We start from the raw sequence: 24,974 nt of genomic DNA, 5'->3' as shown, positions 1-24,974 counted from the left end.
GCGGAGGCGACCTGGAGGGGTCACCTGCCCGACGGGGCTTCGAGACGTGCCGTACGTGCCGTACGTGCCGTACGTGCCGTGCGTACCGCTGCGGCTCCGGCGGGGTTCGTCACACCGCCGTGGACCGCGCGCTCAGCTGATCGGCCCGGCGCTGCCGGGGGCCGGTCGGTGGCGGTTTAGAAGTGGATCATGTGCTGGAAGGACGACTCCGCGCTGCTGACCTTGAGGTGGCTGCGGGTGCCGTAGGCGAGCGGGTTGTTCCAGTTGTACTCCTCCACGTCGAAGGAGCCGTCGGAGTACACCGCGTTGACGTAGGCGACGTGGCCGTAGACCCCGTGGGTGTCGTTCACGGCGATGGCGCCGACGGCCGGGGTGCTGTTGACGGTGATGCCGAGGCGGCGGGCGGCGTCGTCCCAGGTGCTGGCGTTGCCCCAGGTGGTGCCGCCGTAGGAGTTGCTGAAGTTCGGGATGCCGAGGCGGTCCGCGATGCGGAAGGCCGCGAAGGCGGTGCAGTTCTTGGCGGCGAAGCCGCGGGTGCCGCCGTCGAAGTCGTTGGTGGGGCTCTCGTTGTCGTTGCTGGAGCTGCTGAGGAACTTGTGGGAGGCGTCGTTGTTCTTCAGGGTGGAGTTGAGGTTGCCCTTGGCTCCGGGGGCGAAGTCCTGGTAGGAGCCGGCGTAGCCGCTGTTGTAGTAGACGCGGACGGTCTGGCTGCTGCGGTTCCACACCGAGGCGGCGTTGTTCTTGACGCAGATGCCCTGGCCGGCGCCGGACCCCTTGAACTCGTAGCAGTCCGGCTGGGTGTCGCCGTAGTTGCTGAGGGAGCCGGTGAAGTCGGAGACCGAGCCCGCCTCGTCGCTGTTGTAGTAGTAGCAGAACTCGCCGGAGCTGCAAACTCCGTCGCGGGACGCGGCGAAGGCGGGCGCGGAGGTGGTGGCGATCAGCGGGACGGCCAGCGCCAGGGCGGTGCCGGCGACGGTGATCATGTTGCGTATGTTCTTCACGGTCTTCTCTCTCGGTGACGTGCCGTCAACGGGTGCTGACGGGCGATCGGGTCGTGCCTGGGTCGTGCTTCGGTCGTGCTTCGGTCGTGCTCGGGCCGTGCCCCGGTCGTGCTCGGGCCGTGCCTCGGGCCGTGCGTGGGTCGTGCTCGGGAGGTACCGCGCGGTCAGTGCGTGCGCTGGTACTCCTCCCAGGTCTGGATCGGGACGTGGGGGCCGTCGTCGGCGCCGTGGTTGGCCAGGCCGTTGAGGCCGAGGTAGTAGTCACCGGTCTGGTTCTGGGCCTGGGTGGACAGGTCGGTGTCGTTGATCGCGGCGGCGTGGATGTGCCACGGCCAGTCGCCCTGGTTGGGGTTGCGGACCCAGGCGGCGAACCCGACCTGGCGCAGGGCCTTGGCGACGGCGGTGCGGGTGGCGCTGGTCATGCCGTCGACGTTGATGTCCACGACACCGCCGCCGTCGTGGGTGCCGGCCGAGGTCGGGTCGCCGCCGGGGTTGTAGGAGCCCTGGTCCAGGGTGAGCTTGTAGCCCAGGAGGCGTTCGGCCTCGGTGAGCATGTTCTGGGTGCGGGTGTCGATGGTGTAGCCGTTCCGCTGCACGTGGGCGCCGGGGCCGATCTGCTGGGTGACGGTGTACCGGCCCTGCCCGAGCGAGGTGAGGGAGGTGGTGCCGGGCAGCCCGTTGGCGGCCAGGCCGGTGTAGCCGAGGGAGCGCTGGTAGGCGGCGTAGGCGGCGATGGTGGTGGTGCCGAAGTAGCCGTCCACCCACTTGGCGTCGAGGAGGCCGCGGGCCTGCAGGGCCCGCTCGACGGCCAGGACCGAGTCCTTGGCGCCCGGGGTCAGCGTGTTGTCGGCGCGCCGGGGGTCGATCTGGGCGGCCAGCACGGTGGCCTCCATGTTCACCGTCGGCAGTGCGGTGGCCGCCGCCGCCTCGGTACGGGGCGGCGGGGTCGCCGCGTTGGCCTGGGCGGCGCTCAGCACCAGGCCGCTCAGGACGGCGGCGGCCGTGAGCAGTCGGACGGCGGTCTTGCGGGTCTTGATGGCGGATGCCATGCGAGGGTTCCTTCTGGTTCGGTGGAGGTTGGATCTCGACCCCGGCCCCGCTCCCGTCCCGGTGTCGGGCAGCGGGCAGCGGGCGGGCGGGGGTTCAGTCGAAGGAGCTCCCGGCCGGAGCGGCGCTCAGCGGCACCGCCGGTCGGTGCGGCCGGCCGGTGCGGCCGTCGCGGCTGTCACGGCCGTCACGGTCGTCACGGCCGTCACGGTCGTCGCCGGTGTTCCGGGAGCCGGTGCCACGGCGGTCGCCGTGGGTGGGACGGTCAGCAGCGGACGTCGGTCTTGACCGCGATGTCGCCGTCGCTGGGGTAGGGGATGGGGCCGTAGCCCGTCCAGCCCAGGCCCTGGGTGCACTCCGCCAGGGTCGCGGCGCCGAAGGACCACAGCTCCACGGAGTTGTGGCCGCACCGGGGGTCCTGGACGTCGTGCCCGCCGCCGGTGACGATGGCCGTGCACACGTCCCAGCTGCTGTGGGTGTTGCGGTAGCCCTCCCACACGTACAGGTAGGAGTAGTTCTTCCCGCAGCCCTTGTACTGCTTCACCGACGCCATCGTCTGCCCGCCGACGTTGAGGTAGGCGGTGCTGCCGATCTGGGTGACGCTGGAACAACCGGACGGGGTGGCCGCGGCGTTGGCCGCTCCGGGGATGGCGACGAGCAGCGGCACGGCGACGGCCGCGGCGGTGGCGATCTTGGCGAGGATGCGCATGGCGAGGAGCCTTCTTTTCGGGAAAGGGGAAGGGAGGAGGTGTCTCGGCCGTCGCCGGGGCGCCGGAGCGGGTTCCGCCGGGGACGGGCCGGGCCGCTCAGGGCGTGCGGAGACCGGCGGGCGGGGCCGAGGAGCCTGTGACGACCGCTGCGTCGGCCATCGGGGGCTGTCGCGGTCGGGGTCGTCTCTTCCCGACTGGACGTCATGTGCCGGGCTGGACCGAGGAGTTCGGACGGCGGCGGCGGGCAGGTGGTGCTCGACCTCCGGGCGGGACGGCCTCGTGCGGCCGGGAGAGCCGCGGGCTCGGTCCCTGGAGGTCTGCGTGGAAGTCTGGGCGGGGCCCTCGGTAGGGCCCTCGGTGGGGCCCTCGGTGGAGGCCCCGGTCGAGCTCTCGGCGGAGGCTCAGGTGAGGGCGAGGCACCAGCCGCGCAGGGCCGGCGCTTGCTGCAGAGCGCGTTCGCAGACGTGGCGCAGGTTCGTGGTCGCCGCGTCCGGGGTGTCCGCGATGATCGCGGCGGCGATGCGGTAGCAGTTGAGGTCGACGCGGGTGCGGATGTGTTCCACTCGGTCTTCGTGCCGGCTGTGGACCCAGATCAGGTCGGTCACCGCTTCAGCCGTCAGTTGCGAGGGCGCCGGATCGGAACGGACGAGAGTCACCGCGACCAACTGCACGAGGTCCGGTCAACTCTGTGCGGGGGGTGAAGCAGGAGCGGAATCCCAGTCGAAGCCCGAGGCGGTGACGGAGTGTCGGACGTCCGAGTGATCGGCCGCGAGGCCGTCCGCGGCGACGAAGACCAGACCGACGGTGAATGCGGCGATCAGACCGGTGCATACGATGCGTATCGAGTGAGCCACGACTGTTCTCTCCTGTTTCGTACCCATGCTGTACCCGTGAGTGGTTGCTGTGTCAGTGAGTGGTTCGCGGAACTCGTCCCGGTTTTTGCGGCGTTTTCCGCTGACGAGGAAGAGCTTGCCGCCTACGGAAGGCGATGTCACGACTACAGAAGTGGCATCAAGTCACTCGGCATCTAAGTGCCAGATCATTTCGCCTGCGAAAGCATTGCGTCCCCGGCCGCCGTGCACCGATGATGATCATCGATACGGGGAGGGTGTCGCGGTGTTGCAAGTACTGGGATTGAACGCCCTGACGGAGGGTGTCTACAGGGCCCTGCTGGCCGAGCCGGACGCGGGGGTCGAGCGGATCGCCACGAGCCTGCGCCTGACGGAGGCGCAGGTGCGCGAAGCACTGGACGAGCTGCTGGAACTGACGCTGCTTCGGCCCGCGGGCGGCGCCCACGCGCTACGGGCCGTCAGCCCGGAGGTCGGGCTGACCAGGCTACTCGCCCGCAATCAGAACCAACTGCTGTTCCGACAGCAGCAGTTGGAGAGCGCCCGGTCCGAGATCGCGGCCCTCTCCGCCGAGTACGTCGACCGGCGGCCCGACGACGAGCAGGTCCTGCGGCTGGAATCCCTCGATGCCGTCCGCGACCGCCTGGAGGAACTCGCGGCGACCGCGACCCGGGAATGCCTCTCCCTGATGCGGGGGGGAGCAGTTCGTCCCGATTCCATCCAGGCCGGCAAGCACCCCAATCAGCTGGCGCTGGAACGCGGAGTGGTCATTCGCAGCATCTTCCAGGACAGCTTCCGCAACGACCCCGACACCCTGCGATATGCCCGGTGGCTGGCCGAGTTGGGCGGTCTGACGCGCACCGTGCCGCTGCTGCCGATCCGGCTGGTGATCGTCGACCGCAGCATCGCCCTGGTGCCGATCGACCCCAGCGACGGCCGCCGCGGCGCACTGGAGCTGCACGGGGCGGCGCTGATCCAGCCGCTGTGCGCGCTGTTCGACGAACTCTGGCGCAGCGGAACCGACTTCGGGCAGCCCACCCCCGTGACGGCCAGGACCTCACCGGGTCCGAGCGCGCCCTGCTGGAACTGCTGAGCCAAGGCCACACCGACGAGTCCGCCGGCCGCAAGCTGGGCCTGTCCCTGCGGACGGTGCGCCGGATGATGCAGGACCTGATGAACCGGCTGGGCGCCGAGAGCCGCTTCCAGGCGGGTGCCCAGGCCGTCCGGAACGACTGGCTCTGACCCCGCGGCGGCCGCCCCGGAGCGGCTGCCCCGGGGCACTACCGGTGTACTACCGGGGCACGTCGTCCGTCGCGGCGGGGCCGGTGAAGGGAACGGGGCGGCCCGGGGTCCTGGCCCACCGGGTGAGGTCGTCACAGCCGGCGTCGAGGGCCGCGGTGAGGACTCCGCGGGCGGCGGCCAGGTCGGCGATCCTCCGCTCGACCTCGGCCGGCTTGCACCGGGTGCGCTCCTGGAGCCCGGGAACGGGACGGCCGTGGCGGTGGCGGCCGGTCTCCAGCAACTCGGCGGCCTCCTCCAGGGGGAAGCCGAGGCGCTGGGCGGCCTTGGCGACCCGCAGTGCGGTCACGGCCCGCCCGTCGTCACGGCGGTGGCCGCCCGGGGAGCGGTCGGGCTCCGGCAGCAGGCCGCGGCGCTCGTAGGAGCGCAGGGTCCGGGCGTTCACCCCGGCCGCCCGGGCGACCTGCGCGGTCCGCAACTGCCCGCTCACCGCGCCCTCCCGGCCGCCGTCACCCGGCGCTCCAGCGCCGCCAGGATCGCCGCGTGCGCCGCGCCGACCGCTATGCCGAGCACCACCGCGCCCCGGTCGGCCGCGACGTCGAAGGCGAAGAACGAGCAGCAGCCGCCCTCCCGCACGGCCAGCTCCCGCACCCGCTCCTCGACGCCCTCGCCCCCGCGCAGCACCAGGCGCAGCCGCAACGGCTCCGGCCGCGAGACCCGCTCCAGTCGTTCGGCGAACAGCGCGTCCCACTCCGCCACCCGCAGCGGCCGCTCCGCCACGGGCAGCGTGCACGAGGCCGGCACCCAGTCCGGACCACCCATCCCGCTCATCTCGCTCACTCCCGTCACCAGGCCCCCGGCCGGGGACGTCTTCGACGGTAAACCCGTACCCGGTTACCGGATGCAACCGTTGCCCGGGCGACCGCGCAGCGGTCGGCCCCGAATCGCGGGACCGAACCGTGGCCCCCAACCGTGGCCCCGAACCGGAAATGCGCCCTGCCTGTTCCCGTTCCGTACACCCGGGGTTCGCGGGCATCTCCGCGCGGTAGTGGCGGCGGTCGAATCCGATTCCGGCGTGATGTCGGGAAAATTCGGGCACCCGGCCATTCCGAATTCGTGAAAAATACGTCATTGGCCGCCGAATTCAGTAGCGTGTCCCACATGGACGCGGCGCGGCGGTTGACGGACGACGAGGGCGACGACGTACGGCTGCCGCCCGGGCTCCGGCGGGTGGTCTCCCTCGTCCCCTCGCTCACCGAGGCCGTCGCCGTCAGCGCCCCCGGCCTGCTGGTCGGCGCCACCGACTGGTGCACCCACCCCGCCGGGCTGGACGTCGCCCGGATCGGCGGCACCAAGAACCCCTCGGTGGAGGCGATCTGCGCGCTCCGCCCCGACCTGGTGATCGCCAACGAGGAGGAGAACCGCGCCCCCGACCTGGCCGCGCTGCGCGCCGCCGGACTCCCGGTGTGGACCACCCGCGTCCGCGACCTCGACCAGGCCCTCGCCTCGCTCCACCGGCTGCTCGTGGACGTCCTCCAACTCCCCTGCCCCGACTGGCTGGTGACCGCCCGACAGGCATGGTCCTTCGAGCCGCCCGCCCGCACCGTGCGGGCCGTCGCCCCGATCTGGCGCCGCCCCTGGATGGTCCTCGGCCGGGACACCTTCGCCGCCGACCTGCTCCGCCGCCTCGGCGTCGACCTGCTCCCGGCCGACGGCCCCGATCGCCCCGACGGCCCCGGCGCCCCCGACCGCTACCCGCGCCTCCCGCTCGCCGAACTCCACGCCCTGGAGCCCGAGTTGCTCCTCCTGCCGGACGAGCCCTACCGCTTCACCGCCACCGACGGGCCGGACGCCTTCCCGGGCCTCCCGTACGCCCTCCTCGACGGCCGCCACCTCACCTGGTACGGCCCCTCGCTCGCCCAGGCCCCGACCGTCCTCGCCGCCCAGCTCGCCGACCGCCGCCGCCACTGACCGCCCGAACGCCCCGACCGTCCCGGCGGGTGGTCAACTCGGCTGTCGGGAAAGCCCCTTGTATCGGGCAGCGGTCGCCTCGCCGAGGGCGACGAGGGCGTCGGCGAGGCGGGCCGTCTGGGTGGCGACGGTGCGTTCCGGGTCGGCCTGGGAGGTGAGGAAGGCGCCGTCGAAGCCGGCGAGGGTGAAGTGGTCGAGTTCCTCGGCGACCGCCCGGGCGGTCTCGGGCCCCGGTCGGCGAAGACGGCGGAGATCATCGCCCGGATGTGGGCGCGGGCCTCGTCGCGCACCCGCCGGTTCATCTCCGCGACCTCGGCCTCGGTGGCCTCGTCGCTCAGCAGCAGCAGGAAGTGCAGCCGCATGAAGTCGGGTTGGGCGGCGAGGACTTCGGCGGTCCGGTCCAGGTACCAGGCCATCCGCTCGCGGTGGCTGCCGCCCTCGGGGGGATCGCGGTGGGCGGTGCGCATGGCGGCGAAGAAGTCGCGGGCGCCACGGGCCATCACGGCGGAGAGCAGGCCGCCCTTGGACCGGAAGTGGTGGTAGATCGCGCTGCGGGGCAGCCCGGTCTCGGCGGTGATGGTCGAGATGGTGGTGGCGGCGTAGCCCCGCAGGGCCATCACGCGGGCCGTCGCGTCGAGGATCTCCTCCTTCGCGCGCCGACCGCGCCGGTTGCCGCCCGGCTCCGCCGCCCCTGCCCCGGCCAGTTCCCCCGCTGCTTCCCCCGCCAGTTCCCCCGCCACTGCCCCGCCCCCCCTCGTGCGATGCGCCGCCCACTGCCCTCACCCTGCCTGCTACCCGCCGGTCCCGGGTTCACGACCCCGGCCGCCCGGAGCGCGGCTCAGCGGCGGGGCGCCCGGGTGAACACGCAGTCGCCGCACAGGCCGCCGGACGGGGTGCGGTAGTACAGGCAGCACGAGGCCCGGCGGAAGGCGAGCGGACGCCCGGGCGGGGAGACCGTCCCGGTGGACGCGAGCGCCGGGCGGGCCAGCAGGGCGCGGGCCAGCGCGGCGGCCGGGGCGCGGAAGGCCGGAACGGTCGCCGCCTGGCGGGCCGCACCGACCAGCGCGGAGGCGGCGTTGCCCGCGAGCAGGCCCGGGGCGAGCGGGGTGACGGCGCGCACGGCTCCCGCGAGCGGTGCCAGTCGGCCCGTCAGCACCGTCGCCTCCAGCGCCGCGGCGGTGGCCTCCCGGCCGGGCGCGGACGGCAGCCACAGGTCGAACGGCCCCTGCGGCGGCAGCGCGAACCACGCCCCGTCCAGCTCCGGCACCCGCCCCGTCACCAGCCGCCCCCGAGCGCCACCGACCAGAGCCGCGCCGCCAGCCCCAGGTGCGCCGTCGACGCCGCCACCCGCGGCTCGCCCGTCCCCAGCACCCGGCCCACCTCGGCGATCCGCGCCGCCAACGGGCCGTCCGCCGCGGACAGTTCGGGCAACGGACGGAACCCGGGCGGCGGGGACGCGTCGGCGCGGACGGCGAAGTACGGGCCGAGCGCGGCGCGCGGATCGGTGGCCGTCACGGTCGGGACGGCCGGGACGACGTCGGCGAATCGCAGGTGAGGGGCACATCGCGGAGTGTAGTGTGGCAAGCCGCCCGACGCGGGCGGCAGATCGAGGGAGGGGGCGGGCCGATGGACCCGATTTCGCTGGGACTGCTGGCGGCACTGGCCGGGGGCGCGGGCGGGGAGCTCGGCAAGCAGTGCTGGAACGGGCTGACCGCACTGGTCCGTCGGCCGTTCCAGCACGCGGCGGCCGCCTCGGTCAGCAGCGGCGAGGCCGAGCTGGCGGCGCTGGAGCGCGACCCGCAGAACACCGAACTGGCCGGACGGCTGAACAGCGCGCTGGCCGTCCGCGCCGCGCTGGAACCGGAGTTCGGCCCCGCGCTGGAGCGCTGGCACCGCCAGGCCGAGGCCGCGCTGAGCGGCGACACCCTGCACAACGTGATCAACGGCGGCACGTTCAGCGGCATCACGATCCAGGGCAAGGTCCACGGCGGCATCCACCAGCACCAGTACCAGCCGCAGCAGGCACCCGCGCCGACGAACGGCACCCAGCAGTCCGGGTAACCCCCTGGCGTCCGCCCGGCCCCGCCGCCTAGGGTCCCGTCCCGGAACGGTCGGTTCACCGGTGAGGGAGAGAACGGATGCGGTACCGCGAGCTCGGGCGCAGCGGTGTGCAGGTCTCGGAGGTCGGTTACGGGGCGTGGGGGATCGGGGCGTCCAGCTGGGTGGGCGCCCGCGAGGAGGACTCGCTGGCGGCGCTGCACCGGGCGGTCGACCTGGGGGTGAACTTCGTCGACACGGCCCGGGGGTACGGGGAGAGCGAGCGGCTGGTCGGCCGGGTGGTGCGGGAGCGGGCGGCCAACGGCGAGCAGGTGCGGGTGGCGACCAAGGTGCCGCCGCTGAACGGGCAGTGGCCGGCCCGCGCCGGGGTGGACCCGGCGGAGACCTTCCCGGGGGCGCACATCCGGCAGAGCCTGGAGACCTCGTTGGCGGCCGGCGGGCTGGAGCGGTTCGACCTGCTCCAGTTCCACGTGTGGAGCGACGAGTGGCTGGGCCGGGGCGACTGGCTGGAGACCGTGCGGGAGCTGAAGCGGGAGGGCCTGATCGGCCTGTTCGGCGTCTCGATCAACGACCACGAGCCGCACAGCGCCGTCGAGTTGGTGCGCAGCGGGGAGGTGGACGCGGTGCAGGTGATCTTCAACGTGTTCGACCAGTCGCCGCTGGACGAGCTGTTCCCGGCCTGCGAGGAGCACGGCGTCGGGGTGATCGTCCGGGTCGCGCTGGACGAGGGCGGGCTGACCGGCCGGATCACCGCCGACGCCACCTTCCCGGAGGGCGACTTCCGGCGCCGGTACTTCCGCGACGACCGGCCCGCGCAGGTGGCCCGGCGGATCGCGGCGATCACCGCCGACCTGGGCATCGAGCCGGACCGGCTCGCCGAGACGGCGCTGCGGTTCGTGCTCAGCGCGCCCGCCGTGTCGACGGTGATCCCCGGCATGCGCACGGTGCGCAACGTGGAGCGCAACGCGGCGGTGGCCGACGGGGTGCCGCTGGACGAGCGGCAGCTGAAGGTGCTGGCCGGGCACCGCTGGGAGCGCAACTTCTACTCCTGAGGTACTCCCGTGAGGCGCCCCCGGCGCCCGGCGCCCGGCGCCGACGCGTGCGGTTGTCGGGGTTCGGTGGCAGGGTGGGACGCATGTGCGGTCGTTTCGTCTCCACCACCGATCCCGCCGACCTGGTCCCCCTGCTCGACGTGGCGAGCTGGGACCCGACCGAGGCCCCGGCGCCGAACTGGAACGTGGCCCCGACCCAGCCGGTCTCCGCCGTGCTGGAGCGGGTGGACGCCGAGACCGGCGAGGTGGTCCGCCAACTGCGGACGCTGCGCTGGGGGTTGGTGCCGTCCTGGGCGAAGGACCGGTCGGGCGCGGCCCGGCTGATCAACGCCCGCTCGGAGACCGTCGACCAGAAGCCCTCGTTCCGCCGGGCCTTCGCGAAGCGCCGCTGCGTGATCCCGGCCGACGGGTACTACGAGTGGCGCCCGGTGCCCGCCGCCGACGGCCGCAAGGCGTACAAGCAGCCCTACTTCCTGTCCACCGGCGGGCTGATGCTGATGGCCGGGCTGTACGAGTTCTGGCGGGACGCGAGCCTGCCCGAGGACAACCCGGCGGCCTGGCTGGCCACGACGACCATCCTGACCACGGACGCCACCGACCGGGCCGGCCGGGTGCACGACCGGATGCCGCTGATCATCGACCGGGACGACCTGGCCGGCTGGCTCGACCCGGCCAACACCGACCCGGCCGACCTGCACGACCTGCTGCACCGCCCCGCCGACGGCGACATCCTGGTCCGGGCGGTGCCGACCGCCGTCAACCGGGTCTCCGCGAACGGGCCCGAGCTGCTCACCGGCACCCCGGACCCGCTGGGCCTGTCCGACTGACGCCCCGCCGGGAGCCGCCGGCGCCCGGGTCAGTCCCCGTTGCTGGTACCGGACCGGCCGCTGGTGAGGCCGTAGCGCCGCCGGTTGCGCTCGGTCCGGCGGATCATCCTGCCCACGCCGAGGGTGACCCGGGCGACGGCCCGCACCCAGTCGGGGCCGCCGCGCGCGGCCCACACCACGCAGGTGCAGCCGCCGAGCACGAGCAGCAGGACGACGATCAGAACCGCGCCGACCATGGGGTCCACCTTCCGTTCCGGAACGTACCGTCCGATCGTCCCAGGCCACCGCCGCCCCGGCCGGGCGACGCGCGACCGGCGGCCCGACCTTTCCGCCGAGCCGCTGAGCCGCTGAGCCGCTGAGGCACTGAGCCGCCGAGCCACCGGGCCGCCACGGGACGGGGCTTGACACCCGCCCCGCCCGCACGGTTCGGTGGAACACGTATGACCGACACCTCCCCGCGCGGCTCGTTCCCGCCCGACACCTCCCCGCACAGCCCGTTCCCGCACGGCGGCCCCGCGTTCGACGCGCTCCAGGGCCTGTCCGTCGGCGACGCGCTCGGGGCCCAGTTCTTCGTCCCGGCCGTCGCCCGCGCGCACCTGGACGCCCGCACCGCACCGCCCGGCCCGTGGCCGTGGACCGACGACACCGAGATGGCCTGCTCGGTGTACGCCGCCCAGTGCGAGCGCGGCGCGATCGACAGCTTCGACCTCACCCACGCCTTCGCCCGCCGGCACGACTTCGACCGCGGCTACGGGCCGGCCGCCAACCGGATGCTCCGGCTGGTCCGGGAGGGCGGCGACGCCCGCCGCCTGGCGGCCGAACTCTTCGACGGCCAGGGCTCGTTCGGCAACGGCGCGGCCATGCGGGTGGCCCCGCTGGGCGCCTGGTACGCGGAGGACCCGGCCGCCGCCGTCCGCCCGGCCGCCGACACCGCCGTGATCACCCACACCCACCCGCAGGCCGTGGACGGCGCGATCGCGGTGGCCGTCGCCGCCGCCCTCGCCGTCCGGGCCCGCACCGCGGCGACCACGCCGGAGCGCCTGCTGCGCGAGGTCGCCGACCTGACCCCGCACGGCGCCGTGCGGCGGGGCGTCCTGGAGGCGGCCGGGCTGACCGACCGCTCCGACCCGCGGGCGGCCGCCGCCGTGCTCGGCAACGGCAGCCGCACCAGCGCCGCCGACACCGTCCCCTACGCGCTGTGGTGCGCCGCCCACTGGCTCACCGACTACCCGTCGGCGCTCCGGGCGGCGATCGACGCGGGCGGGGACGTCGACACGGTGGCCGCGATCACCGGCGGCGTGGTCGCCGCCCGGACCGGCACCGGGGGCATCCCCGGGCCCTGGCTGGCCGCCCGCGAACCGCTGCCGGGCTGGGCGTTCCCCACCCCCGGCGGTGTCCGCCCCGCCCCCGGCCACCTGACGCCGATGCGCCTGCCGCGCCCCCACCCCGTCCCCGAGCTGCGCTGGTCCGACCGGCAGTGGCACCGCTACCGGGCCGGACTGCGCACCCCCCGCTGGCTCACCCACACCGCCGACGGCACCCTGCACCTGCACCGCGCCGACACCGGACACGAACTCTGGGCCCTGGACTTCGCCCCCGCCCCGGACGGCCACTGGTACCCGCGCGCCGCCCGCACCGAGGCCCACCCGGCCCACCGGTCCGGCCCCGCGCGCCTGCTCGACGTCCTCCTGGAGCTGGAGCTGGAGCTGGAGCTGGAGCTGGAGCTGGAACCGGAACCGGAACCGGAACCGGAGTCCGAGCCGGGGACGGGGCGCCCGGTACCGCGAGGTGAGCGCCCGGTGGCCGGGTGGTGACGGCACGTCAGCGGCCGGTAGGGTGAAACGGGCGAGGACGGGAGGCGGGCGGTGATCGAAGCGGTGCTGTTCGACCTCGACGGCACGCTGCTGGACCACGAGGGGGCGGCCGAGGCGGCCGTGCTGGCCGGGGTCGCGGCGGAGCTGTCCGGGCGGGAGTTCGACCGGGACGAGGTGCTGCGGTTCTGGCGCCGCCTCGAACGAGTCGAGTACGACCGCTACCTGGCGGGCGAGTCGACCGTCCACCAGCAGCGCCGCAACCGGGCCGTCGGGCTGGCCGCGCACCTCGGGCTGGGGGAGTGGCCGGCCGAGCGGGCCGACGCCTGGTTCGCCGGTTACCTGCGGCGCTACGAGCGCTCCTGGCGGGCCTACCCGGAAGTGCCGCGCGCGGTAAGGGAGTTGGGCGCGTCACGGCGGACGGGCGTGATCACCAACGGGGAGGGCGACATTCAGCGGCGCAAGCTGCGCGCCGTCGGCCTCGACGTGCTCGTCCCGCACACCACCGCCTCCGCCGAGGCGGGCTGCGCCAAGCCCGACCCGGCGATCTTCCACCTCGCCTGCCGCACCCTCGGTGTCGCCCCCGAGCGCGCCGCGTACGTCGGCGACCGCCTGGACGTGGACGCGCAGGCCGCCACCGAGGCCGGGCTGCTGGGCATCTGGCTGGACCGCGAGCCGAGCGGCGAGGAGAGCGCCGTGCCGCGGGTGCACTCGCTGGCCGAGGTCGCCGCGCTGCTGGGCTGAGACCCCCGGAGCCCCGACCGTCCCCCGTCCCGCCGCCGTCCCCCGCCCCGCCCGCCCGCCGTTTCCCGGTGGCGCGGGCGCGGGCCGAACCGGGGCGTTCGCGGCGTGGCTGCGGGCCGGTCGGGGCCGCCGCCGCGTACCGTCGGGCCCGACGGCTGGCGGTTCGTCAGCGAATCAACGGCGGGAGGGCCGGAATGGACGCGCGGCGACGGGTGGCGGTGCTGGTGGAGGCAGCCGGGGGCACGTACCCGGAACAGGCGGGCATCGTGCTCGCGGACCGGGCCGAACCGCTCTGGCAGCTCCTGGTGCTGAGCAACCTGGTGTCGGCCCGCGTCCAGGGCGCGATCGCCGTCACCGGCACGGCCGCGCTGATCGCCGCCGGGGCCGGAACGCCCTACGGCACCCTGGAGTTGGGGCGGCAGCACTGCAAGGACGCGCTGATCGCCGGGCACTACCGCCACTTCGCCGAGGGCACCGCCACCCGCCTCAACGACTGCGCCCGCCTGGCCCAGGACGAGTACGGCGGCGACCTGCGCAAGCTCGCCGTCGCCGCCCAGCACCGCCCCGACCGGACCAGGGCCCTGCTCCAGCGCTTCCCCGGCATCGGCCCGGCCGGCGCCGCCGCGTTCTGCCGCGACGCGCAGGCGGTCTGGCCGCACCTGCGCCCGGCCCTGGACGCCCGGGTGCTGGCCGGTGCCGAACTGCTCCGGCTCCCGACCGACCCGGCCGAGCTGGCCGCCCTGGTCGACCCGGCCGAACTGCACCGGCTGGCCGACGCCCTGGTCCGGGTCGCCTTCGACCCGGAGTTCGCCGGACGGGTGCTGAACGCCGGCGAGCCGGTCGGGTAGCCCGGGCCGGGGCGGCAGCGCGGGGCGGCACGGGGCGCCGGGCGGCAGCGCGGGGCGCGGGGGCTCAACCGCCGTAGCGGTGCCGGAGGTTGGGATCGTCCAGCCACCACGGCCGGTCCCCGGCGACAGCGCTCGCCGGAGCGCCCGGGGCGGCGCCCGCCGAGGAGGACCCCACCGCCCGGGCCTCCGCCGCCGCGTCCAGTGCGGCGTCCACCGCCGCCGCCTCGGCGCGCCGGTGACGATCAGCCGGCGGATCAGCGCGCACAGGAAGGGCAGGCCGACCAGGTCGCCGAGGACCCAGATCGCGTTGCCGCCGACGAACTGGTCGCGGGCGAGGGTGGGCCCCAGTCGCGGGCCAGGCCCGCGTAGTACGGCTCGGCGATCACGTGGCCGCCGTACAGCAGCACCAGGGCGAGGGCCGCGTCGAAGACCACCTCGACGAAGGTGATCACCACGCCGATCATCAGCGGGTACGGGTGCGCGACCGGGTCCAGTTGCAGGCGCGGCCAGAAGTAGAGCAGGCCGAGCAGCACCGGGACCAGGTGGAAGCCGGTGTTCCAGGCCGGGTCGGTCAGCGTCCGGGCGTACAGCGGCGTGAAGTACAGCAGCCAGGGCGGCGCGACCAGCAGCACGGTGGACACCAGCGGGAACATCAGCACCCGGGAGACCCGGCCGGACAGCGCGGCCCGCAGCCGGGCGCGGCCCGCCGCCGGGAGGGCGGCGGCCAGCAGCGAGACGGGCGCGCCCAGGGCGAGCAGCATCGGCACCAGCATCAGCAGCAGGACCAACTGCACCGCGCGGTCGGTGAACAGCACCCGCTCGTACGCGCCGAGGCCGGAGCAGGTGGTCCAGACCCAGACCGCGAGGCCGCCCAGGAACGCCAGGGTGCGGTACCAGGGCCAGCGGCCGGCGCCGCCGGTGCGGTGGCGGCGGGCGCCGGTCAGGTAGCCGGCCGCGAGCAGGACGGACAGGGCGGTGACCGCCGGTTCGAGCGTCCAGGTGTCGGCCAGCGCCGACCAGTGCCAGGGCGCGACGGCCGCGGGGTGGGTCATGCCGGGGGCCTCCTTCGGGCGGCGGTGCCGGGGGCGGGGCCCGGCGGTGGAACCCGGGGCGGGGTTCCGGGCGTCGTCGCAGGGTCGGGCCCGCGACCGCGGACCCGGCTCCAGCATCTACACCGCTGTAGAATCTACGAGTGGGGGAGCCCGGGTGAACGCCGCCCCGCGCAGCGCCGGCCGCCGCCGCGCCGCGCGCCGCCGCCGCAGCGAACTCACCCTGCTGCTCCTCGCGGTGGCCGTCTGCCTGGCGGGCTGGACCACCGCGAGTCTGGCCCTGCGCGGCACCGTCCCGCCCGGCCTGCTGCCCTACGGTGCGGGCCTCGGCGCGCTCGCCCTGCTGCTGCACCTCGCCGTCCGCCGCTGGGCCCCGTACGCGGACCCGCTGATCCTGCCGCTCGCGGTCCTGCTCACCGGCTTCGGACTCGTCCTGCTCGACCGCCTCGACCGCTCCTACGCGCTCTGGCACCCGGACAAGGGCGACTGGCAGAAGCTCCCGGCCGCGCCCGCCCAGGTGCGGTGGACGGTGATCGCCGCGCTGCTGGCCGTCGGCGTGCTGGCCGCGGTCCGGCACCACCGGCTGTTCCAGAAGTACGTCTACCTGATCATGACGGGCGCGCTGGTGCTGCTCGCCGCACCCGCGTTCTTCCCCGGCGACAGCTTCGGCGCCAAGCGGTGGGTCCGGATCGGCGGACTCTCCTTCGAACCGGACGAGTTCGCCAAGGTCGCCATCACGGTCTTCTTCGCCGGGTACCTGACCGCCAACCGGGACGCCCTCGCGCTCACCGGCCGCAAGGCGTGGGGCCTGCACCTGCCGCGCGGCCGCAACCTCGGGCCGGTGCTGGCGATCTGGGTGGTCAGCCTGCTGGTGCTGGTCTTCGAACGGGACCTCGGCACCTCGCTGATCTTCTTCGGCGTCTTCGTGGTGATGCTCTACACCGCCACCGAACGCACCGGCTGGGTGCTCATCGGCCTGCTGATGGCCGTCGGCGGCGCGGCCGTGGTCGGCGACCTCGAACCGCACGTGCACGGCCGGGTCGAAGCCTGGCTGCACCCGCTCGACGTCTACGAACCCGTCCACGACCCGGCGCTGATCTCCCAGCAGCCCGCCCAGGCCCTCTTCGGCCTCGGCACCGGCGGCGTCCTCGGCACCGGCCTCGGCCGGGGCCGCCCCTTCCTGATCGGCTTCGCCGGGCGCAGCGACTTCATCTTCACCACCATCGGCGAAGAACTCGGCCTGGCCGGCTCGATGGCCGTCCTCCTCCTCTACGGCCTGCTGGTCCAACGCGCCCTGCGCACCGCCGTCGCCCTGCCCGACCCCTTCGGCAAACTCCTCGCCACCGGCCTGGCCGCCGCCCTCGCCCTCCAGGTCTTCGTCGTCGTCGGCGGCGTCACCGGCCTCATCCCGCTCACCGGCAAGGCCCTCCCCTTCCTCGCCGCCGGCGGCTCCTCCCTCACCGCGAACTGGCTGCTCACCGCCGTCCTGCTCAAACTCTCCGACGCGGCGGGCCGGGCGGAACGGGAACCCGGCCCGCCCTGACGCCCGGCTCGCCCGGTCAGCCCCGGCTCCGGCGGCTGCCCGCCCACAGGACCGCTCCCGCGACGAGCAGGGCGACGGCGCAGACCGCGCCCGGCAGGGCGAGCGGGGAGGTGCCGGTGTCCGGGAGGCCCCCGGCGGGCGGCGGGGGCGGTGTGGGCGCGGGGGAGGACGGCCCGGCGGACGGCGAGGGCGACGGGGAGCCGGAGGCGGACGGGGACGGCGAGGGGGAGGGCGAGGGGGACGGCCGGGTCAGCCGGTTGGTGACGGTCACCGTGCTGGTGCGCTCCGCCGGGACGGTGAACTCGCGCCCCAGGGTGATCGCCTGCTCGGCGCCGTCGTCCGTGCGCAGGACGGCCTCGGTCGCGGTGTCGATGCCGTCGGCCCCGCCGGTGGCGGGCTCGGTCAGGGTGCAGGCGGCGGGGGCGGCGAAGGTGCGGCGCGGGAGGTCGCCGCGGGCGCGGCCGGGTTCGACGCGGAGCGCGGTCGGGGCGTCGTCGCCGGTGCAGCGCAGTTCCAGGCGGGCGGCGAGCGGGCGCAGGGCGGTGTCGTCGGTGGTGAGCTTGACCACGTCGAGCCGGGCGAACCGGTGGAAGCGGTTGGTGAACCGGCAGGTGGGGGCGGGGTCCGCGGCGGTGAGGAGGACGTCGGTGACGGCGCGCTCGCGGTCGACCGGGCCGGTGTTCGGGCCGCAGTCGGCGCTCTCCAGTTCCCACCGGCCGTCGGCGGTCGCCGGCGGCATCAACTCCTGCACGGTGTAGCGGACCTGGTCGCTGACGCGGAGCTGTTCGGCGGCGGGCACGGCGGTCACCGGGGTGTTCTCGGCGGTGGTGGTGGCGCTGGCGCGCAGCGTGACGTCCTCCGGTTCGGCGGTGCGGCCGACGGGGTGCGGGGTGATCAGGTAGTCGAAGGTGCCGGTCCCGCCGAGGGTGGTCTTCTCGACGGTGATCCGCCCGCCGGGGACGAACCGGTTGGTCAGCAGGCAGTGCGTCTCGCCGTCGGTCGGCAGGTCGTACCCGGCGTTCCAGGTGCCGCGCGGCGCGGCGCCGGTGGCGGGCCCGGTGGTGACGGGCAGCTCGGTGCCGTTGCAGTACGCGGTGGGGGTGTCCCAGCGGCCGGTGCCGTCGGGGGCGGGGACGGTCTCGGTGAGCGCGTAGTGGCCGGCCAGCGGGTGGGCGGCGGAGGCGACGGTGACGGGCTCGCCCTCGGTGGTGGTGGTGACGGGGCTGACGACCAGGACGTCGGAGCCCGGCGGCGGGGTGAGGGCGATGTCGAAGGTGCCGGTGCCGCCGATCGTCTCCTTCTCCAGCAGCGACCTTCCGGCCTCCGCCGGTTGGTGTAGGTGCAGGTGACGTGCTCCCCGCCGACCAGCGAGACGCCGGCCCGGCCGGTGGAGTCCGTGGTGAGCGCGCTGCGCCCGGGGCCGCCGTCCGCGTCCACGGCGGTGCAGCTCGGGGCGCCGGGCGGGGCCCACCCGCTGTCCGGGTCGATCTGCTCCTGGAAGGTCCACGGCGGGTCGTTCGGCCCGGTCGCGGCACGGATGAAGTCCATCGACGCCGGCTTGGCCGAACTCGCGGTCAGCGTGAAGTCGTTGACGCCGTCGCCGTTGGTGTCCGCGTAGGAGATGTCGCCGTCGAAGCGGAACGTCCCCGAGCCGTTGCTGCCGGGGGCGACCTGCTTGACCACGGTGATGGTGCCCGCGCCGGACGGCGGGGTGACCGCGTAGTAGTAGCAGAACACGTGCCGGGCACCGGACGGGTAGCTCAGGTACTCGACGTTGTCGCCGTTCACGGCGTCCTGGGCGCAGCGCAGCGCGGCGAAGCTGTAGGTGTCCGCGCGGCCGTTCAGCGGGTCGGCCTTGGTGCCCCCCTGGGCGACCAGGTTGCCGACCTGGGCGGCGGCGCGCTCGGAGGCCGTCAGCGCGACGGTGACCGCGCCGGTCAGGGTGCGGCCGGTGGGGTTCCCGGCGGCGTCCAGCTCGGGGGTGCTCGCGGTGGTGGTGATGTCCTGCCGGAGCGGGGTGGAGACGGTGCTGAGGTTCCGGGTGGCGGGGCTGCGGCCGGTGAAGCCGCGCCCGGTGGAGAAGGTCCAGCCCGGCAGCGGGCGGCAGGGCGGCAGCGGTGTCCCGGCGGCCTCCTTGGCGGCGCCCACCGTCTCGGTGCGGGCGTAATTGGAGTCCGGCCCGAGGTCGCGCAGCGACTCCTGGACGTTGTTGCGGGCCTTGTTGGCCATCACCTGGTCGTAGCTGTCGCAGACCCGGGCGACGTAGGTGACCAGCAGGTCCCCCGGATCGGGGGCGGCCCCGGCCCGGCCGGGGAGGGCCGCGAGCAGGGCGGCGGTGGCGAGCAGGAACCGCAGTCGGCGCATGACGACCCGTCCGGTCGGGGGCAGTGACCGCCCGAGCGAAGCACGCCGACCGGGCCCGACGGCACACCTCCGCCCCCGACGCACCGCCGGTCGCCCGAACGGAGGCGCGCCGGGCCGGGGCCTCAGCGCAGGGCGTGCAGGCCCAGGGCGAGCAGGACGGCGGCGGTGGCGCGGGTGGTCCGGCGGTGCGGGCCGGGGCGCGGGGCGGCGCGGCCGAGCAGGGCGGTCCAGGCGAGCAGCCAGGCGGTGAGCAGGGCGGCGTGGGCGGCCGCCAGGGTGAGCACCTGGCCGGGCAGCGGACGTCCGGGATCCAGGAACTGCGGGACGAGGGTGAGGTAGATGGACGCCGCCTTCGGGTTGAGGACGTTCGCCAGCAGGGCCTGGACCGGGACCGGGCCCGCCCGGTGCGGACGGCGCGCCCCGGCGGGCGGTCGGCGGAGCGCCAGGTCAGGACGGCCAGACCGATCAGGTAGGCGCCGCCGGCCCACCGGACGGCGGCGAGCGCGCCGGGGTGGTGCGCGGTGAGGCGGGCCAGTCCGGCGGCGGCGAGGGCCGCGTGGACGGCCAGGCCGGTGACGGTGCCGAGGACGACGGGGGCCGCGCGGCGGCGGCCGTGCTCGGCCACCTGCCGCAGCAGCAGCGCGAGGCTCGCGCCGGGAGTGGCGATCAGCGGGAGGAGCGCGACCAGGAAGGCGGCGACGGCGCGGGGGTCGGCCACGGCGCGGGCCGTCAGGGCACGACGCGGTAGTGGGTGGTGAGCCGGCGGGCGTCGTCCAGCACGTGGTAGGCCAGCCCGGGCGGCTGGTCACGACCGACGAAGTCCTCACTCTCCCAGGGGAGTTGAAGTGTCCAGGTGACGGCCGGTCCGACGAGCAGCGGGCGTCCGGCGAAGCCGGTCGCGGCGGCGGTGTGCGCGTGCCCGGTGAGGACGGCGGCCACCTCGGGGTGGGCGTCGAGCAGCGCGGCGAGGTCCTCGGGGCGCTGGAGGGAGTACCCGTCGGGCATCGGGTGGTGGAGGGCCACCGGCGGATGGTGGAAGGCGATCAACGCGGCTGTGCCCGAAGGGAGTTCGGCCAGGGTGGTGTCGATCCAGTCGAGCGTCGACCGTTCCAGCAGCCCCTCGTCCCGGCCGGGCACGGTCGAGTCGACCATCAGGATCGCGGTGCCGCCGACCAGGTGCGCCCGGTTGATCGGCGCGGTGTCCGGCTCCTCGCCGAGCAGGGCCTTGCGGTAGGCGGGGCGGGCGTCGTGGTTGCCCGGGCAGCAGAGCACCGGGAAGGGCGTGTCCGCCAGCAGTTCGGCCGCCTCCCGGTACTCGTCCTCCGTTCCGTGGTCGGCGATGTCGCCGGTGACCAGCAGCGCGTCGACGGGCCGGGGCAGGCCGCGCAGGTGCTGCACGACGCGGGTGGCGCGTTCGGTGGCGCGCGCGGTGCCGTCCAGGTGGAGGTCGCTGATCTGGGCCAACAGCAGGGGCATGGGGACTCCTCGGCCTTGTCCTAACGGATAACTTTCGCTTTGGCGTTAGGGAATCTAGGGTAGGAACGGCCGACCGGGCAAGGGAGAATGCCCACCGGCCCACCGGCCCGGTGACCTGGTGGCGCGAACGAGGAGCGACGGCATGGCGAACGAGGGCGGCACCCGGCAGCGGTGGCCCGCACTGGACTTGGTGGGCACCATCCGCCACGACGGCGACGGCGGCGTGCTGGACGATCTGGCGGAGGCCGACGACGCGGCCGCCTGGCTGGCCGAACACGGCACCCGCTTCACCGGCCCGGCCGAACTCCCCGCCCTGGACGCCGACCTGCACACCGAGATGCTCGAACTGCGCCGCGCCGCCCGCGCCCTGTTCGCCCGGGCCGTCAGCCCCGGCCCCGCCAGCCGCGCCGACGCGCACCGGCTGATGCCCGCCGACCGGGCACTGGAACGGCTGAACGCCGCGGCCGCGCTCGACCCGGTCGCCCCGCAACTCGGCTGGGACGCGGGGGAGTCACCGGCCCGGATGCGTCCGCTCTCCTCCACCGGGGACGCCCGCGCCCGGCTGCTCGCCGCGCTGGCCCGCGCGGTGATCGAGTTCCTGGCCGGGCCCGAGCGGGAACAGCTGCGGGCCTGCCAGGCGCCGCGCTGCGTGCGGTACTTCGTCAAGAGCCACGGCCGCCAGGAGTGGTGCAAGACCTCCTGCGGCAACCGGGCCCGGGTCGCCCGGCACTACGACCGCCAACGCACCGGCCCCGCCCCGCAGGGCTGACCGGCCCCGCAGGGCTGACCGGCTCCGCAGGACTGACCGGCCCGGGCCCCGCGGCCTTCCGCGCGGTCGCGCGCGAACGCCCGGCCGGGCGCGCCGCAGGACGTGGTCCTGGACGGTCCGGCCGGGCGTTCACCGTGGTCGAAACGGCGGCTACCGCGGGTTGCGGTCCGCCGCCCGGTCGCTGCGGGAGGCGTCGAGCATGCCGACCCGGTCGACGACCTTGACCCGCTCGCGGCCCTCCGCCGCGCCGAGGGCCTTCTCGTGGGCGTCGAGGTGCTGCCAGCCCTCCCAGGTGGTGAAGTCGACGCCGCGGCTGCGCAGGAAGCCGACGACGGCGTCCTCGGCGGGTTCGGCGGCGGGCCGCAGCAGGCCCGCCGCGTGGTCGGCGACCAGGCAGGCGACCGTCTCGTTGGCGTCGCCCTTGGTGTGGCCGATCAGGCCGACGGGGCCGCGCTTGACCCAGCCGGTGACGTAGACGGAGGGCAGGTGGGCGCCGTTCTCCTGGACCCGGCCGGCCTGGTGCGGGACGGTCGCGGTCAGGGTGTCGAAGGGCAGCTTGGGCAGTTCGTCGGAGCGGTAGCCGACCGCCCGGTAGACGGCCTGGACCGGCCAGTCGCGGAAGGTGCCGGTGCCCACCGTGTTGCCGGTGCCGTCGAGTTCGGTGCGCTCGGTGCGCAGCGCGACGACCCTGCCGTCCGCGCCGAGCACCTCGACCGGGTTCTCGAAGAAGTGCAGGTGGATGCGGTGCGGCCGGTCGCCGACGTCGCGGATCGCCCAGTTCTCCAGGGTCGAGGCGACCATGTCGGCCTGCTTGTTGGCGCGCCGGGTGGCGATCGAGCCCTCGTCGTAGTCGATGTCCTCGGGGTCGACGACGACCTCGATGGTGGGGGAGTGGTCGAGTTCGCGCAGCTCCATCGGGGAGAACTTGGCCTGCGCGGGCCCGCGCCGCCCGAACACGTGCACCTCGACGGCGCGGTTCGCGGCCAGGCCCTCGTACACGTTCGGCGGGATCTCGGTGGGCAGCAGCTCGTCCGCGGTCTTGGCCAGGATGCGGGCCACGTCGAGCGCGACGTTGCCGACGCCGAGGACGGCGACCTGCTCGGCCTCCAGCGGCCACTCGCGCGGGACTTCGGGGTGGCCGTCGTACCAGGAGACGAAGTCGGCCGCGCCGTACGAGCCGTCCAGCCCGATGCCGGGGATGTTCAGGTCGCGGTCGGCCTCGGCGCCGGTGGCGAAGACCACCGCGTCGTAGAAGCGGTGCAGTTCGTCGAGCGAGAGGTCGCCGGGGTAGTCGACGTTGCCGAGCAGGCGGACCTGGGGCTTGTCGAGGACCTGGTGCAGGGCGGTGATGATGCCCTTGATCCGGGGGTGGTCGGGGGCGACGCCGTAGCGGATCAGGCCGAAGGGGGCGGGCAGGCGCTCGATCAGGTCGATGGAGACGCCGGGGGCGGCGGCCAGGTCGGACTTCAGCAGCGCGTCGGCGGCGTAGATCCCGGCGGGGCCGGAACCGACGATGGCCACCCGGACGGGGCGGGGCATGGGCAGGTACTCCTGTTCGACTCGGGGCGCGTACCGCCCAGCCTCGCGGCCGGCGGGCGCGCCCGGTACCGGGCTTCGGCTTATGTCGTCATAAGCCGAAGCTATGGCCCCCCAAAGTTCCGCCTATGCGGAGATCCCGTGCCTCCCAGCATGCACCAGCCCGCCGCGAAGCCCTCCCGGCCCCCCTCCCGCAACCCCCCTCGCGGGCCCCGCATCACTCGTAGCGCAGCCGCAGCGACTCCTCCTCGGCGGCCACCACCTGCTCCAGGGTGAGCGCCGGATCGCCCACGTGGGAGAGGGTGATCTCGGCCGAACCGGGCGCCGCGTCGGCGGGCAGCCACCGCTCGGGCCGCCAGGCGGACGAGCGCAGCAGCGCCTTCGGGCAGTGCCCGTACACCTCGTCGGCGGCCACCACGATCGCGGTGCGCGGCGGCTTGCCCACCGGCGTCAGCCGGGCCAGCAGCTCCGGGTCCTCGCTCACGCAGGCCCGCCCGTTGACCCGCAGGGTGGCGGCCCGGCCGGGGACGACGAAGAGCAGGCCGGCCTTCCCGGTGGCGGCGACGTTGTGCAGGGTGTCCAGCCGCCGGTTGCCGGTGGCGTCCGGGATCGCCAGGGTGCGCTCGTCCAGCACCGCGACGAAGCCGGGCGGGCCGCCGCGCGGCGTGGCGTCGCAGTTGCCGTCCGCGTCGGCGGTGGCGACGAACACCAGCGAGGCGCAGCCGATCAGCCGGCGGTCCGCCTCGTGCAGGCGGTCCACCTGCTTGCGCCGCACCAGCGCGCTCGGCTGCTCGTACAGGGCCCGCAGGCGGGCCGGTCCGCGGATCGCGTCCGCGGCCAGGGCGTCGAAGATCACCCGCCCGACGCTACCCCCGCTCACCGCGCGCCCGACGGGCGGCGTCGACCCGGCTCCCCGGGCCCGGCCCGACCCGCACCGACCCGCACCGACCCGCACCGACTTCCGGGCCCAACTCCCCGGCCGGGATTCCTCCGTACCGGGACCTATTCCCTCCCGCCCCGCTCCGCCGGCGTGAACCAGGCCACAGCACGCGTCCTTGCGGCCGGACCACCGGCGCGTGCAACAATGTGGGTGCAGTACCAGTGACGTTCAGCGCACTCCGGGGTCGGTGAAAATCCGAACCGGCGGTTACAGTCCGCGACCCGTCCGCAGCCAGCGGGCGGTTGACCAGGTGAAATTCCTGGACCGACGGTTAAAGTCCGGATGGGAGGCGTGCGCGGCGGACCAGGCGTGTCAGTACCGCGGCCCACCCGAGGGCCGGGGTGCGCAGCAGGACGGCAGCGAACCCGTGCCTCGGCGAGGAAGCCCAGGCGCTCCGGGGGAGCCGCGTCCGGCGTGCCGTCCGCAGTCAACTCCCGTGAGCCGCCCCGGAGTCCGCGCCCCAAGCGCGAGGAGAACCCGGGTGTTCACCGGCATCATCGAAGAGCTCGGCGAGGTCGTCTCCATCGAGGAGATCGGCGAATCCTCGCGCATCCGCCTGCGCGGTCCGGTCGTCACGGCCGACGCCCGGCACGGCGACTCCATCGCGGTCAACGGCGTCTGTCTGACCGTCCTCGACGACAACGAGCAACTCGCGGACCTCCCCGGCGAGTTCAGCGCCGACGTGATGCGCGAGACGCTGCTGCGCTCCAGCCTCGGCGTGCTGCGCCCCGGCTCCCGGGTCAACCTGGAACGGGCGATGGCGCTCGGCGCCCGGCTCGGCGGCCACCTGGTGCAGGGGCACGTCGACGGCACCGGGACGCTGCTCTCCCGCGAGCCCGGCGACCTCGACCCGGACGGGAACCCGCGCTGGGAGGTGCTGCGTTTCACCCTGCCGCAGCCGATCTCGCGCTACCTGGTCGAGAAGGGGTCGATCACCGTGGACGGAGTGAGCCTCACCGTCGTCGAGGCCGCCCTCGACTCGTTCACCGTCTCGCTCATCCCCGCCACCCTCGCCCTCACCACGCTGGGCGCCAAGGCGGTCGGCGACCCCGTCAACCTCGAGGTGGACGTGCTCGCCAAGTACGTCGAGCGGCTGCTCGACACCCGTGCCCTGCCCGAGACCCTGGGGGGTTCCAAGTGA

27 protein-coding genes, 4 pseudogenes and 1 riboswitch are annotated in these 24,974 nt (G+C 74.7%); of the genes and pseudogenes, 12 read left to right on the top strand and 19 right to left on the bottom strand.

Translation table 11 applies throughout. The annotated features are described in order from the left end of the window. Positions 1 to 176: 176 nt before the first annotated feature. From QMQ26_RS05970 to QMQ26_RS05955, 4 genes are all read right to left on the bottom strand, one after another. Positions 177 to 983 carry a CHAP domain-containing protein gene (locus QMQ26_RS05970; RefSeq protein WP_282205012.1) on the bottom strand — a complete coding sequence of 269 codons (807 nt, stop codon included), beginning with the start codon at positions 981 to 983 and terminating at the stop codon, positions 177 to 179. 182 nt (positions 984 to 1,165) lie between these two features. Beyond that, entirely contained in the window at positions 1,166 to 2,050 is an 885-nt protein-coding gene (locus QMQ26_RS05965) for a peptidoglycan-binding domain-containing protein (RefSeq protein ID WP_282205011.1), read from the bottom strand. Positions 2,051 to 2,313: 263 nt separating this feature from the next. Further along, entirely contained in the window at positions 2,314 to 2,757 is a 444-nt protein-coding gene (locus QMQ26_RS05960) for a chromo domain-containing protein (protein WP_100835173.1), read from the bottom strand. Positions 2,758 to 3,159: 402 nt separating this feature from the next. After that, the gene (locus QMQ26_RS05955) at positions 3,160 to 3,363 is read right to left on the bottom strand and encodes a hypothetical protein (protein ID WP_100835172.1); all 204 of its coding nucleotides are present in this window, start codon (positions 3,361 to 3,363) and stop codon (positions 3,160 to 3,162) included. Between the two features lie 529 nt (positions 3,364 to 3,892). Between QMQ26_RS05955 and QMQ26_RS05950 the strand changes: the two genes are divergently transcribed. After that, positions 3,893 to 4,699, top strand: coding sequence for a TrmB family transcriptional regulator (locus tag QMQ26_RS05950; RefSeq protein ID WP_282205010.1), 807 nt, complete (start codon positions 3,893 to 3,895; stop codon positions 4,697 to 4,699). Then, positions 4,684 to 4,755: pseudogene (locus QMQ26_RS05945) on the top strand (hypothetical protein); the annotation flags it as partial. The gene QMQ26_RS05950 and the pseudogene QMQ26_RS05945, both read left to right, overlap by 16 nt. A 142-nt stretch (positions 4,756 to 4,897) precedes the next feature. On the opposite strand, the gene QMQ26_RS05940 reads toward QMQ26_RS05945, so the two are convergent. Continuing rightward, the gene (locus QMQ26_RS05940) at positions 4,898 to 5,335 is read right to left on the bottom strand and encodes a MerR family transcriptional regulator (RefSeq protein ID WP_282205009.1); all 438 of its coding nucleotides are present in this window, start codon (positions 5,333 to 5,335) and stop codon (positions 4,898 to 4,900) included. Next, positions 5,332 to 5,676, bottom strand: a complete 345-nt coding sequence (locus QMQ26_RS05935; protein WP_282206438.1) for a hypothetical protein — start codon at positions 5,674 to 5,676, stop codon at positions 5,332 to 5,334. The genes QMQ26_RS05940 and QMQ26_RS05935 overlap by 4 nt, the downstream gene beginning before the upstream one ends. A 330-nt stretch (positions 5,677 to 6,006) precedes the next feature. Between QMQ26_RS05935 and QMQ26_RS05930 the strand changes: the two genes are divergently transcribed. Continuing rightward, on the top strand, positions 6,007 to 6,816 hold the full coding sequence (locus QMQ26_RS05930; RefSeq protein WP_282205008.1) for a helical backbone metal receptor: 810 nt from the start codon (positions 6,007 to 6,009) through the stop codon (positions 6,814 to 6,816). Positions 6,817 to 7,376: 560 nt separating this feature from the next. Here QMQ26_RS05930 and QMQ26_RS05925 read toward each other — a convergent pair. The 3 genes and pseudogenes from QMQ26_RS05925 to QMQ26_RS37350 all read right to left on the bottom strand — a co-directional run. Next, a pseudogene (locus QMQ26_RS05925) lies at positions 7,377 to 7,433 on the bottom strand (hypothetical protein); the annotation flags it as partial. 221 nt (positions 7,434 to 7,654) lie between these two features. Then, positions 7,655 to 8,083, bottom strand: a complete 429-nt coding sequence (locus tag QMQ26_RS37355; RefSeq protein WP_318552204.1) for a (2Fe-2S)-binding protein — start codon at positions 8,081 to 8,083, stop codon at positions 7,655 to 7,657. Between the two features lie 8 nt (positions 8,084 to 8,091). Then, positions 8,092 to 8,331, bottom strand: a complete 240-nt coding sequence (locus QMQ26_RS37350; protein WP_318552203.1) for a hypothetical protein — start codon at positions 8,329 to 8,331, stop codon at positions 8,092 to 8,094. Positions 8,332 to 8,442: 111 nt separating this feature from the next. Here QMQ26_RS37350 and QMQ26_RS05915 point away from each other — a divergent pair, with 111 nt between their 5' ends. From QMQ26_RS05915 to QMQ26_RS05905, 3 genes are all read left to right on the top strand, one after another. Next, positions 8,443 to 8,877 carry a hypothetical protein gene (locus QMQ26_RS05915; protein WP_282205007.1) on the top strand — a complete coding sequence of 145 codons (435 nt, stop codon included), beginning with the start codon at positions 8,443 to 8,445 and terminating at the stop codon, positions 8,875 to 8,877. 77 nt (positions 8,878 to 8,954) lie between these two features. Next, the gene (locus QMQ26_RS05910; protein WP_282205006.1) at positions 8,955 to 9,926 is read left to right on the top strand and encodes an aldo/keto reductase; all 972 of its coding nucleotides are present in this window, start codon (positions 8,955 to 8,957) and stop codon (positions 9,924 to 9,926) included. A gap of 83 nt (positions 9,927 to 10,009) precedes the next feature. Beyond that, positions 10,010 to 10,753, top strand: a complete 744-nt coding sequence (locus QMQ26_RS05905; RefSeq protein ID WP_282205005.1) for an SOS response-associated peptidase — start codon at positions 10,010 to 10,012, stop codon at positions 10,751 to 10,753. Positions 10,754 to 10,782: 29 nt separating this feature from the next. Here QMQ26_RS05905 and QMQ26_RS05900 read toward each other — a convergent pair whose 3' ends face one another. Continuing rightward, entirely contained in the window at positions 10,783 to 10,989 is a 207-nt protein-coding gene (locus QMQ26_RS05900; protein ID WP_282205004.1) for a hypothetical protein, read from the bottom strand. A 204-nt stretch (positions 10,990 to 11,193) separates the two neighbouring features. Here QMQ26_RS05900 and QMQ26_RS05895 point away from each other — a divergent pair, with 204 nt between their 5' ends. The 3 genes from QMQ26_RS05895 (at position 11,194) to QMQ26_RS05885 (ending at position 14,156) form a co-directional block, all read left to right on the top strand. Next, on the top strand, positions 11,194 to 12,567 hold the full coding sequence (locus tag QMQ26_RS05895) for an ADP-ribosylglycohydrolase family protein (RefSeq protein ID WP_282205003.1): 1,374 nt from the start codon (positions 11,194 to 11,196) through the stop codon (positions 12,565 to 12,567). A gap of 51 nt (positions 12,568 to 12,618) precedes the next feature. Beyond that, positions 12,619 to 13,308 carry an HAD family hydrolase gene (locus QMQ26_RS05890; RefSeq protein WP_100835166.1) on the top strand — a complete coding sequence of 230 codons (690 nt, stop codon included), beginning with the start codon at positions 12,619 to 12,621 and terminating at the stop codon, positions 13,306 to 13,308. Between the two features lie 194 nt (positions 13,309 to 13,502). After that, positions 13,503 to 14,156: an HhH-GDP family DNA glycosylase gene (locus QMQ26_RS05885; RefSeq protein WP_282205002.1), complete on the top strand. Its 654-nt coding sequence runs from the start codon at positions 13,503 to 13,505 to the stop codon at positions 14,154 to 14,156. A gap of 64 nt (positions 14,157 to 14,220) precedes the next feature. Here the strand turns inward: QMQ26_RS05885 and QMQ26_RS05880 are convergent, their stop codons facing one another. Both QMQ26_RS05880 and QMQ26_RS05875 read right to left on the bottom strand, forming a co-directional pair. After that, complete coding sequence (locus QMQ26_RS05880) at positions 14,221 to 14,370, bottom strand: hypothetical protein (protein WP_282205001.1); 150 nt, start codon at positions 14,368 to 14,370, stop codon at positions 14,221 to 14,223. 40 nt (positions 14,371 to 14,410) lie between these two features. After that, the gene (locus QMQ26_RS05875) at positions 14,411 to 15,208 is read right to left on the bottom strand and encodes a cytochrome c oxidase assembly protein (protein WP_282205000.1); all 798 of its coding nucleotides are present in this window, start codon (positions 15,206 to 15,208) and stop codon (positions 14,411 to 14,413) included. Positions 15,209 to 15,362: 154 nt separating this feature from the next. On the opposite strand from QMQ26_RS05875, the gene QMQ26_RS05870 reads away from it, so the two are divergent. Continuing rightward, positions 15,363 to 16,748 (top strand): FtsW/RodA/SpoVE family cell cycle protein, encoded by a 1,386-nt coding sequence (locus tag QMQ26_RS05870; RefSeq protein WP_282204999.1) that lies wholly within the window; start codon positions 15,363 to 15,365, stop codon positions 16,746 to 16,748. Between the two features lie 16 nt (positions 16,749 to 16,764). Here the strand turns inward: QMQ26_RS05870 and QMQ26_RS38685 are convergent. The 5 genes and pseudogenes from QMQ26_RS38685 to QMQ26_RS05855 form a co-directional block, all read right to left on the bottom strand. After that, positions 16,765 to 17,634: pseudogene (locus QMQ26_RS38685) on the bottom strand (hypothetical protein); the annotation flags it as partial. Between the two features lie 86 nt (positions 17,635 to 17,720). After that, positions 17,721 to 19,112: a prealbumin-like fold domain-containing protein gene (locus tag QMQ26_RS38680; RefSeq protein WP_449768969.1), complete on the bottom strand. Its 1,392-nt coding sequence runs from the start codon at positions 19,110 to 19,112 to the stop codon at positions 17,721 to 17,723. Positions 19,113 to 19,234: 122 nt separating this feature from the next. Then, entirely contained in the window at positions 19,235 to 19,600 is a 366-nt protein-coding gene (locus tag QMQ26_RS38675; protein WP_449768968.1) for a hypothetical protein, read from the bottom strand. Further along, positions 19,573 to 19,737 (bottom strand): annotated as a pseudogene (locus QMQ26_RS38670) (LysE family transporter); the annotation flags it as partial. The pseudogene QMQ26_RS38670 and the gene QMQ26_RS38675, both read right to left, overlap by 28 nt. 104 nt (positions 19,738 to 19,841) lie before the next feature. Beyond that, positions 19,842 to 20,588 (bottom strand): metallophosphoesterase, encoded by a 747-nt coding sequence (locus tag QMQ26_RS05855; RefSeq protein WP_282204997.1) that lies wholly within the window; start codon positions 20,586 to 20,588, stop codon positions 19,842 to 19,844. A 142-nt stretch (positions 20,589 to 20,730) separates the two neighbouring features. Between QMQ26_RS05855 and QMQ26_RS05850 the strand changes: the two genes are divergently transcribed. Beyond that, complete coding sequence (locus QMQ26_RS05850; protein WP_282204996.1) at positions 20,731 to 21,357, top strand: ABATE domain-containing protein; 627 nt, start codon at positions 20,731 to 20,733, stop codon at positions 21,355 to 21,357. 150 nt (positions 21,358 to 21,507) lie between these two features. Here the strand turns inward: QMQ26_RS05850 and QMQ26_RS05845 are convergent, their stop codons facing one another. Together QMQ26_RS05845 and QMQ26_RS05840 are read right to left on the bottom strand one after the other, a co-directional pair. Continuing rightward, positions 21,508 to 22,896, bottom strand: coding sequence for an FAD-dependent oxidoreductase (locus QMQ26_RS05845; RefSeq protein ID WP_100835159.1), 1,389 nt, complete (start codon positions 22,894 to 22,896; stop codon positions 21,508 to 21,510). 214 nt (positions 22,897 to 23,110) lie between these two features. Continuing rightward, a complete protein-coding gene (locus tag QMQ26_RS05840; RefSeq protein WP_282204995.1) occupies positions 23,111 to 23,749 on the bottom strand; it encodes an MSMEG_1061 family FMN-dependent PPOX-type flavoprotein in 639 nt (212 codons plus the stop codon). A gap of 254 nt (positions 23,750 to 24,003) precedes the next feature. Further along, a riboswitch (FMN riboswitch) is annotated at positions 24,004 to 24,131 on the top strand. 183 nt (positions 24,132 to 24,314) lie between these two features. Here QMQ26_RS05840 and QMQ26_RS05835 point away from each other — a divergent pair. After that, complete coding sequence (locus QMQ26_RS05835; protein WP_282204994.1) at positions 24,315 to 24,974, top strand: riboflavin synthase; 660 nt, start codon at positions 24,315 to 24,317, stop codon at positions 24,972 to 24,974.

The organism is Kitasatospora fiedleri (assembly GCF_948472415.1).
In the GTDB taxonomy this organism is placed as follows: domain Bacteria; phylum Actinomycetota; class Actinomycetes; order Streptomycetales; family Streptomycetaceae; genus Kitasatospora; species Kitasatospora fiedleri.
Note: the sequence above shows the minus strand (reverse complement) of the source record. Positions and strands in the feature narration are given on the sequence as shown.

Bases quoted from the DNA above. Each gene is read 5' to 3' on its own strand.
- QMQ26_RS05850 (WP_282204996.1), top strand. From the start codon at position 20,731: ATGGCGAACGAGGGCGGCACCCGGCAGCGGTGGCCCGCACTGGACTTG.
- QMQ26_RS05845 (WP_100835159.1), bottom strand. From the start codon at position 22,896: ATGCCCCGCCCCGTCCGGGTGGCCATCGTCGGTTCCGGCCCCGCCGGG.
- QMQ26_RS05900 (WP_282205004.1), bottom strand. From the start codon at position 10,989: ATGGTCGGCGCGGTTCTGATCGTCGTCCTGCTGCTCGTGCTCGGCGGC.
- QMQ26_RS05905 (WP_282205005.1), top strand. From the start codon at position 10,010: ATGTGCGGTCGTTTCGTCTCCACCACCGATCCCGCCGACCTGGTCCCC.
- QMQ26_RS05930 (WP_282205008.1), top strand. From the start codon at position 6,007: ATGGACGCGGCGCGGCGGTTGACGGACGACGAGGGCGACGACGTACGG.
- QMQ26_RS05970 (WP_282205012.1), bottom strand. From the start codon at position 983: ATGATCACCGTCGCCGGCACCGCCCTGGCGCTGGCCGTCCCGCTGATC.
- QMQ26_RS05885 (WP_282205002.1), top strand. From the start codon at position 13,503: ATGGACGCGCGGCGACGGGTGGCGGTGCTGGTGGAGGCAGCCGGGGGC.
- QMQ26_RS05895 (WP_282205003.1), top strand. From the start codon at position 11,194: ATGACCGACACCTCCCCGCGCGGCTCGTTCCCGCCCGACACCTCCCCG.
- QMQ26_RS05960 (WP_100835173.1), bottom strand. From the start codon at position 2,757: ATGCGCATCCTCGCCAAGATCGCCACCGCCGCGGCCGTCGCCGTGCCG.
- QMQ26_RS05910 (WP_282205006.1), top strand. From the start codon at position 8,955: ATGCGGTACCGCGAGCTCGGGCGCAGCGGTGTGCAGGTCTCGGAGGTC.
- QMQ26_RS05915 (WP_282205007.1), top strand. From the start codon at position 8,443: ATGGACCCGATTTCGCTGGGACTGCTGGCGGCACTGGCCGGGGGCGCG.
- QMQ26_RS05875 (WP_282205000.1), bottom strand. From the start codon at position 15,208: ATGACCCACCCCGCGGCCGTCGCGCCCTGGCACTGGTCGGCGCTGGCC.
- QMQ26_RS38680 (WP_449768969.1), bottom strand. From the start codon at position 19,112: ATGCGCCGACTGCGGTTCCTGCTCGCCACCGCCGCCCTGCTCGCGGCC.
- QMQ26_RS05855 (WP_282204997.1), bottom strand. From the start codon at position 20,588: ATGCCCCTGCTGTTGGCCCAGATCAGCGACCTCCACCTGGACGGCACC.
- QMQ26_RS05935 (WP_282206438.1), bottom strand. From the start codon at position 5,676: ATGAGCGGGATGGGTGGTCCGGACTGGGTGCCGGCCTCGTGCACGCTG.
- QMQ26_RS05965 (WP_282205011.1), bottom strand. From the start codon at position 2,050: ATGGCATCCGCCATCAAGACCCGCAAGACCGCCGTCCGACTGCTCACG.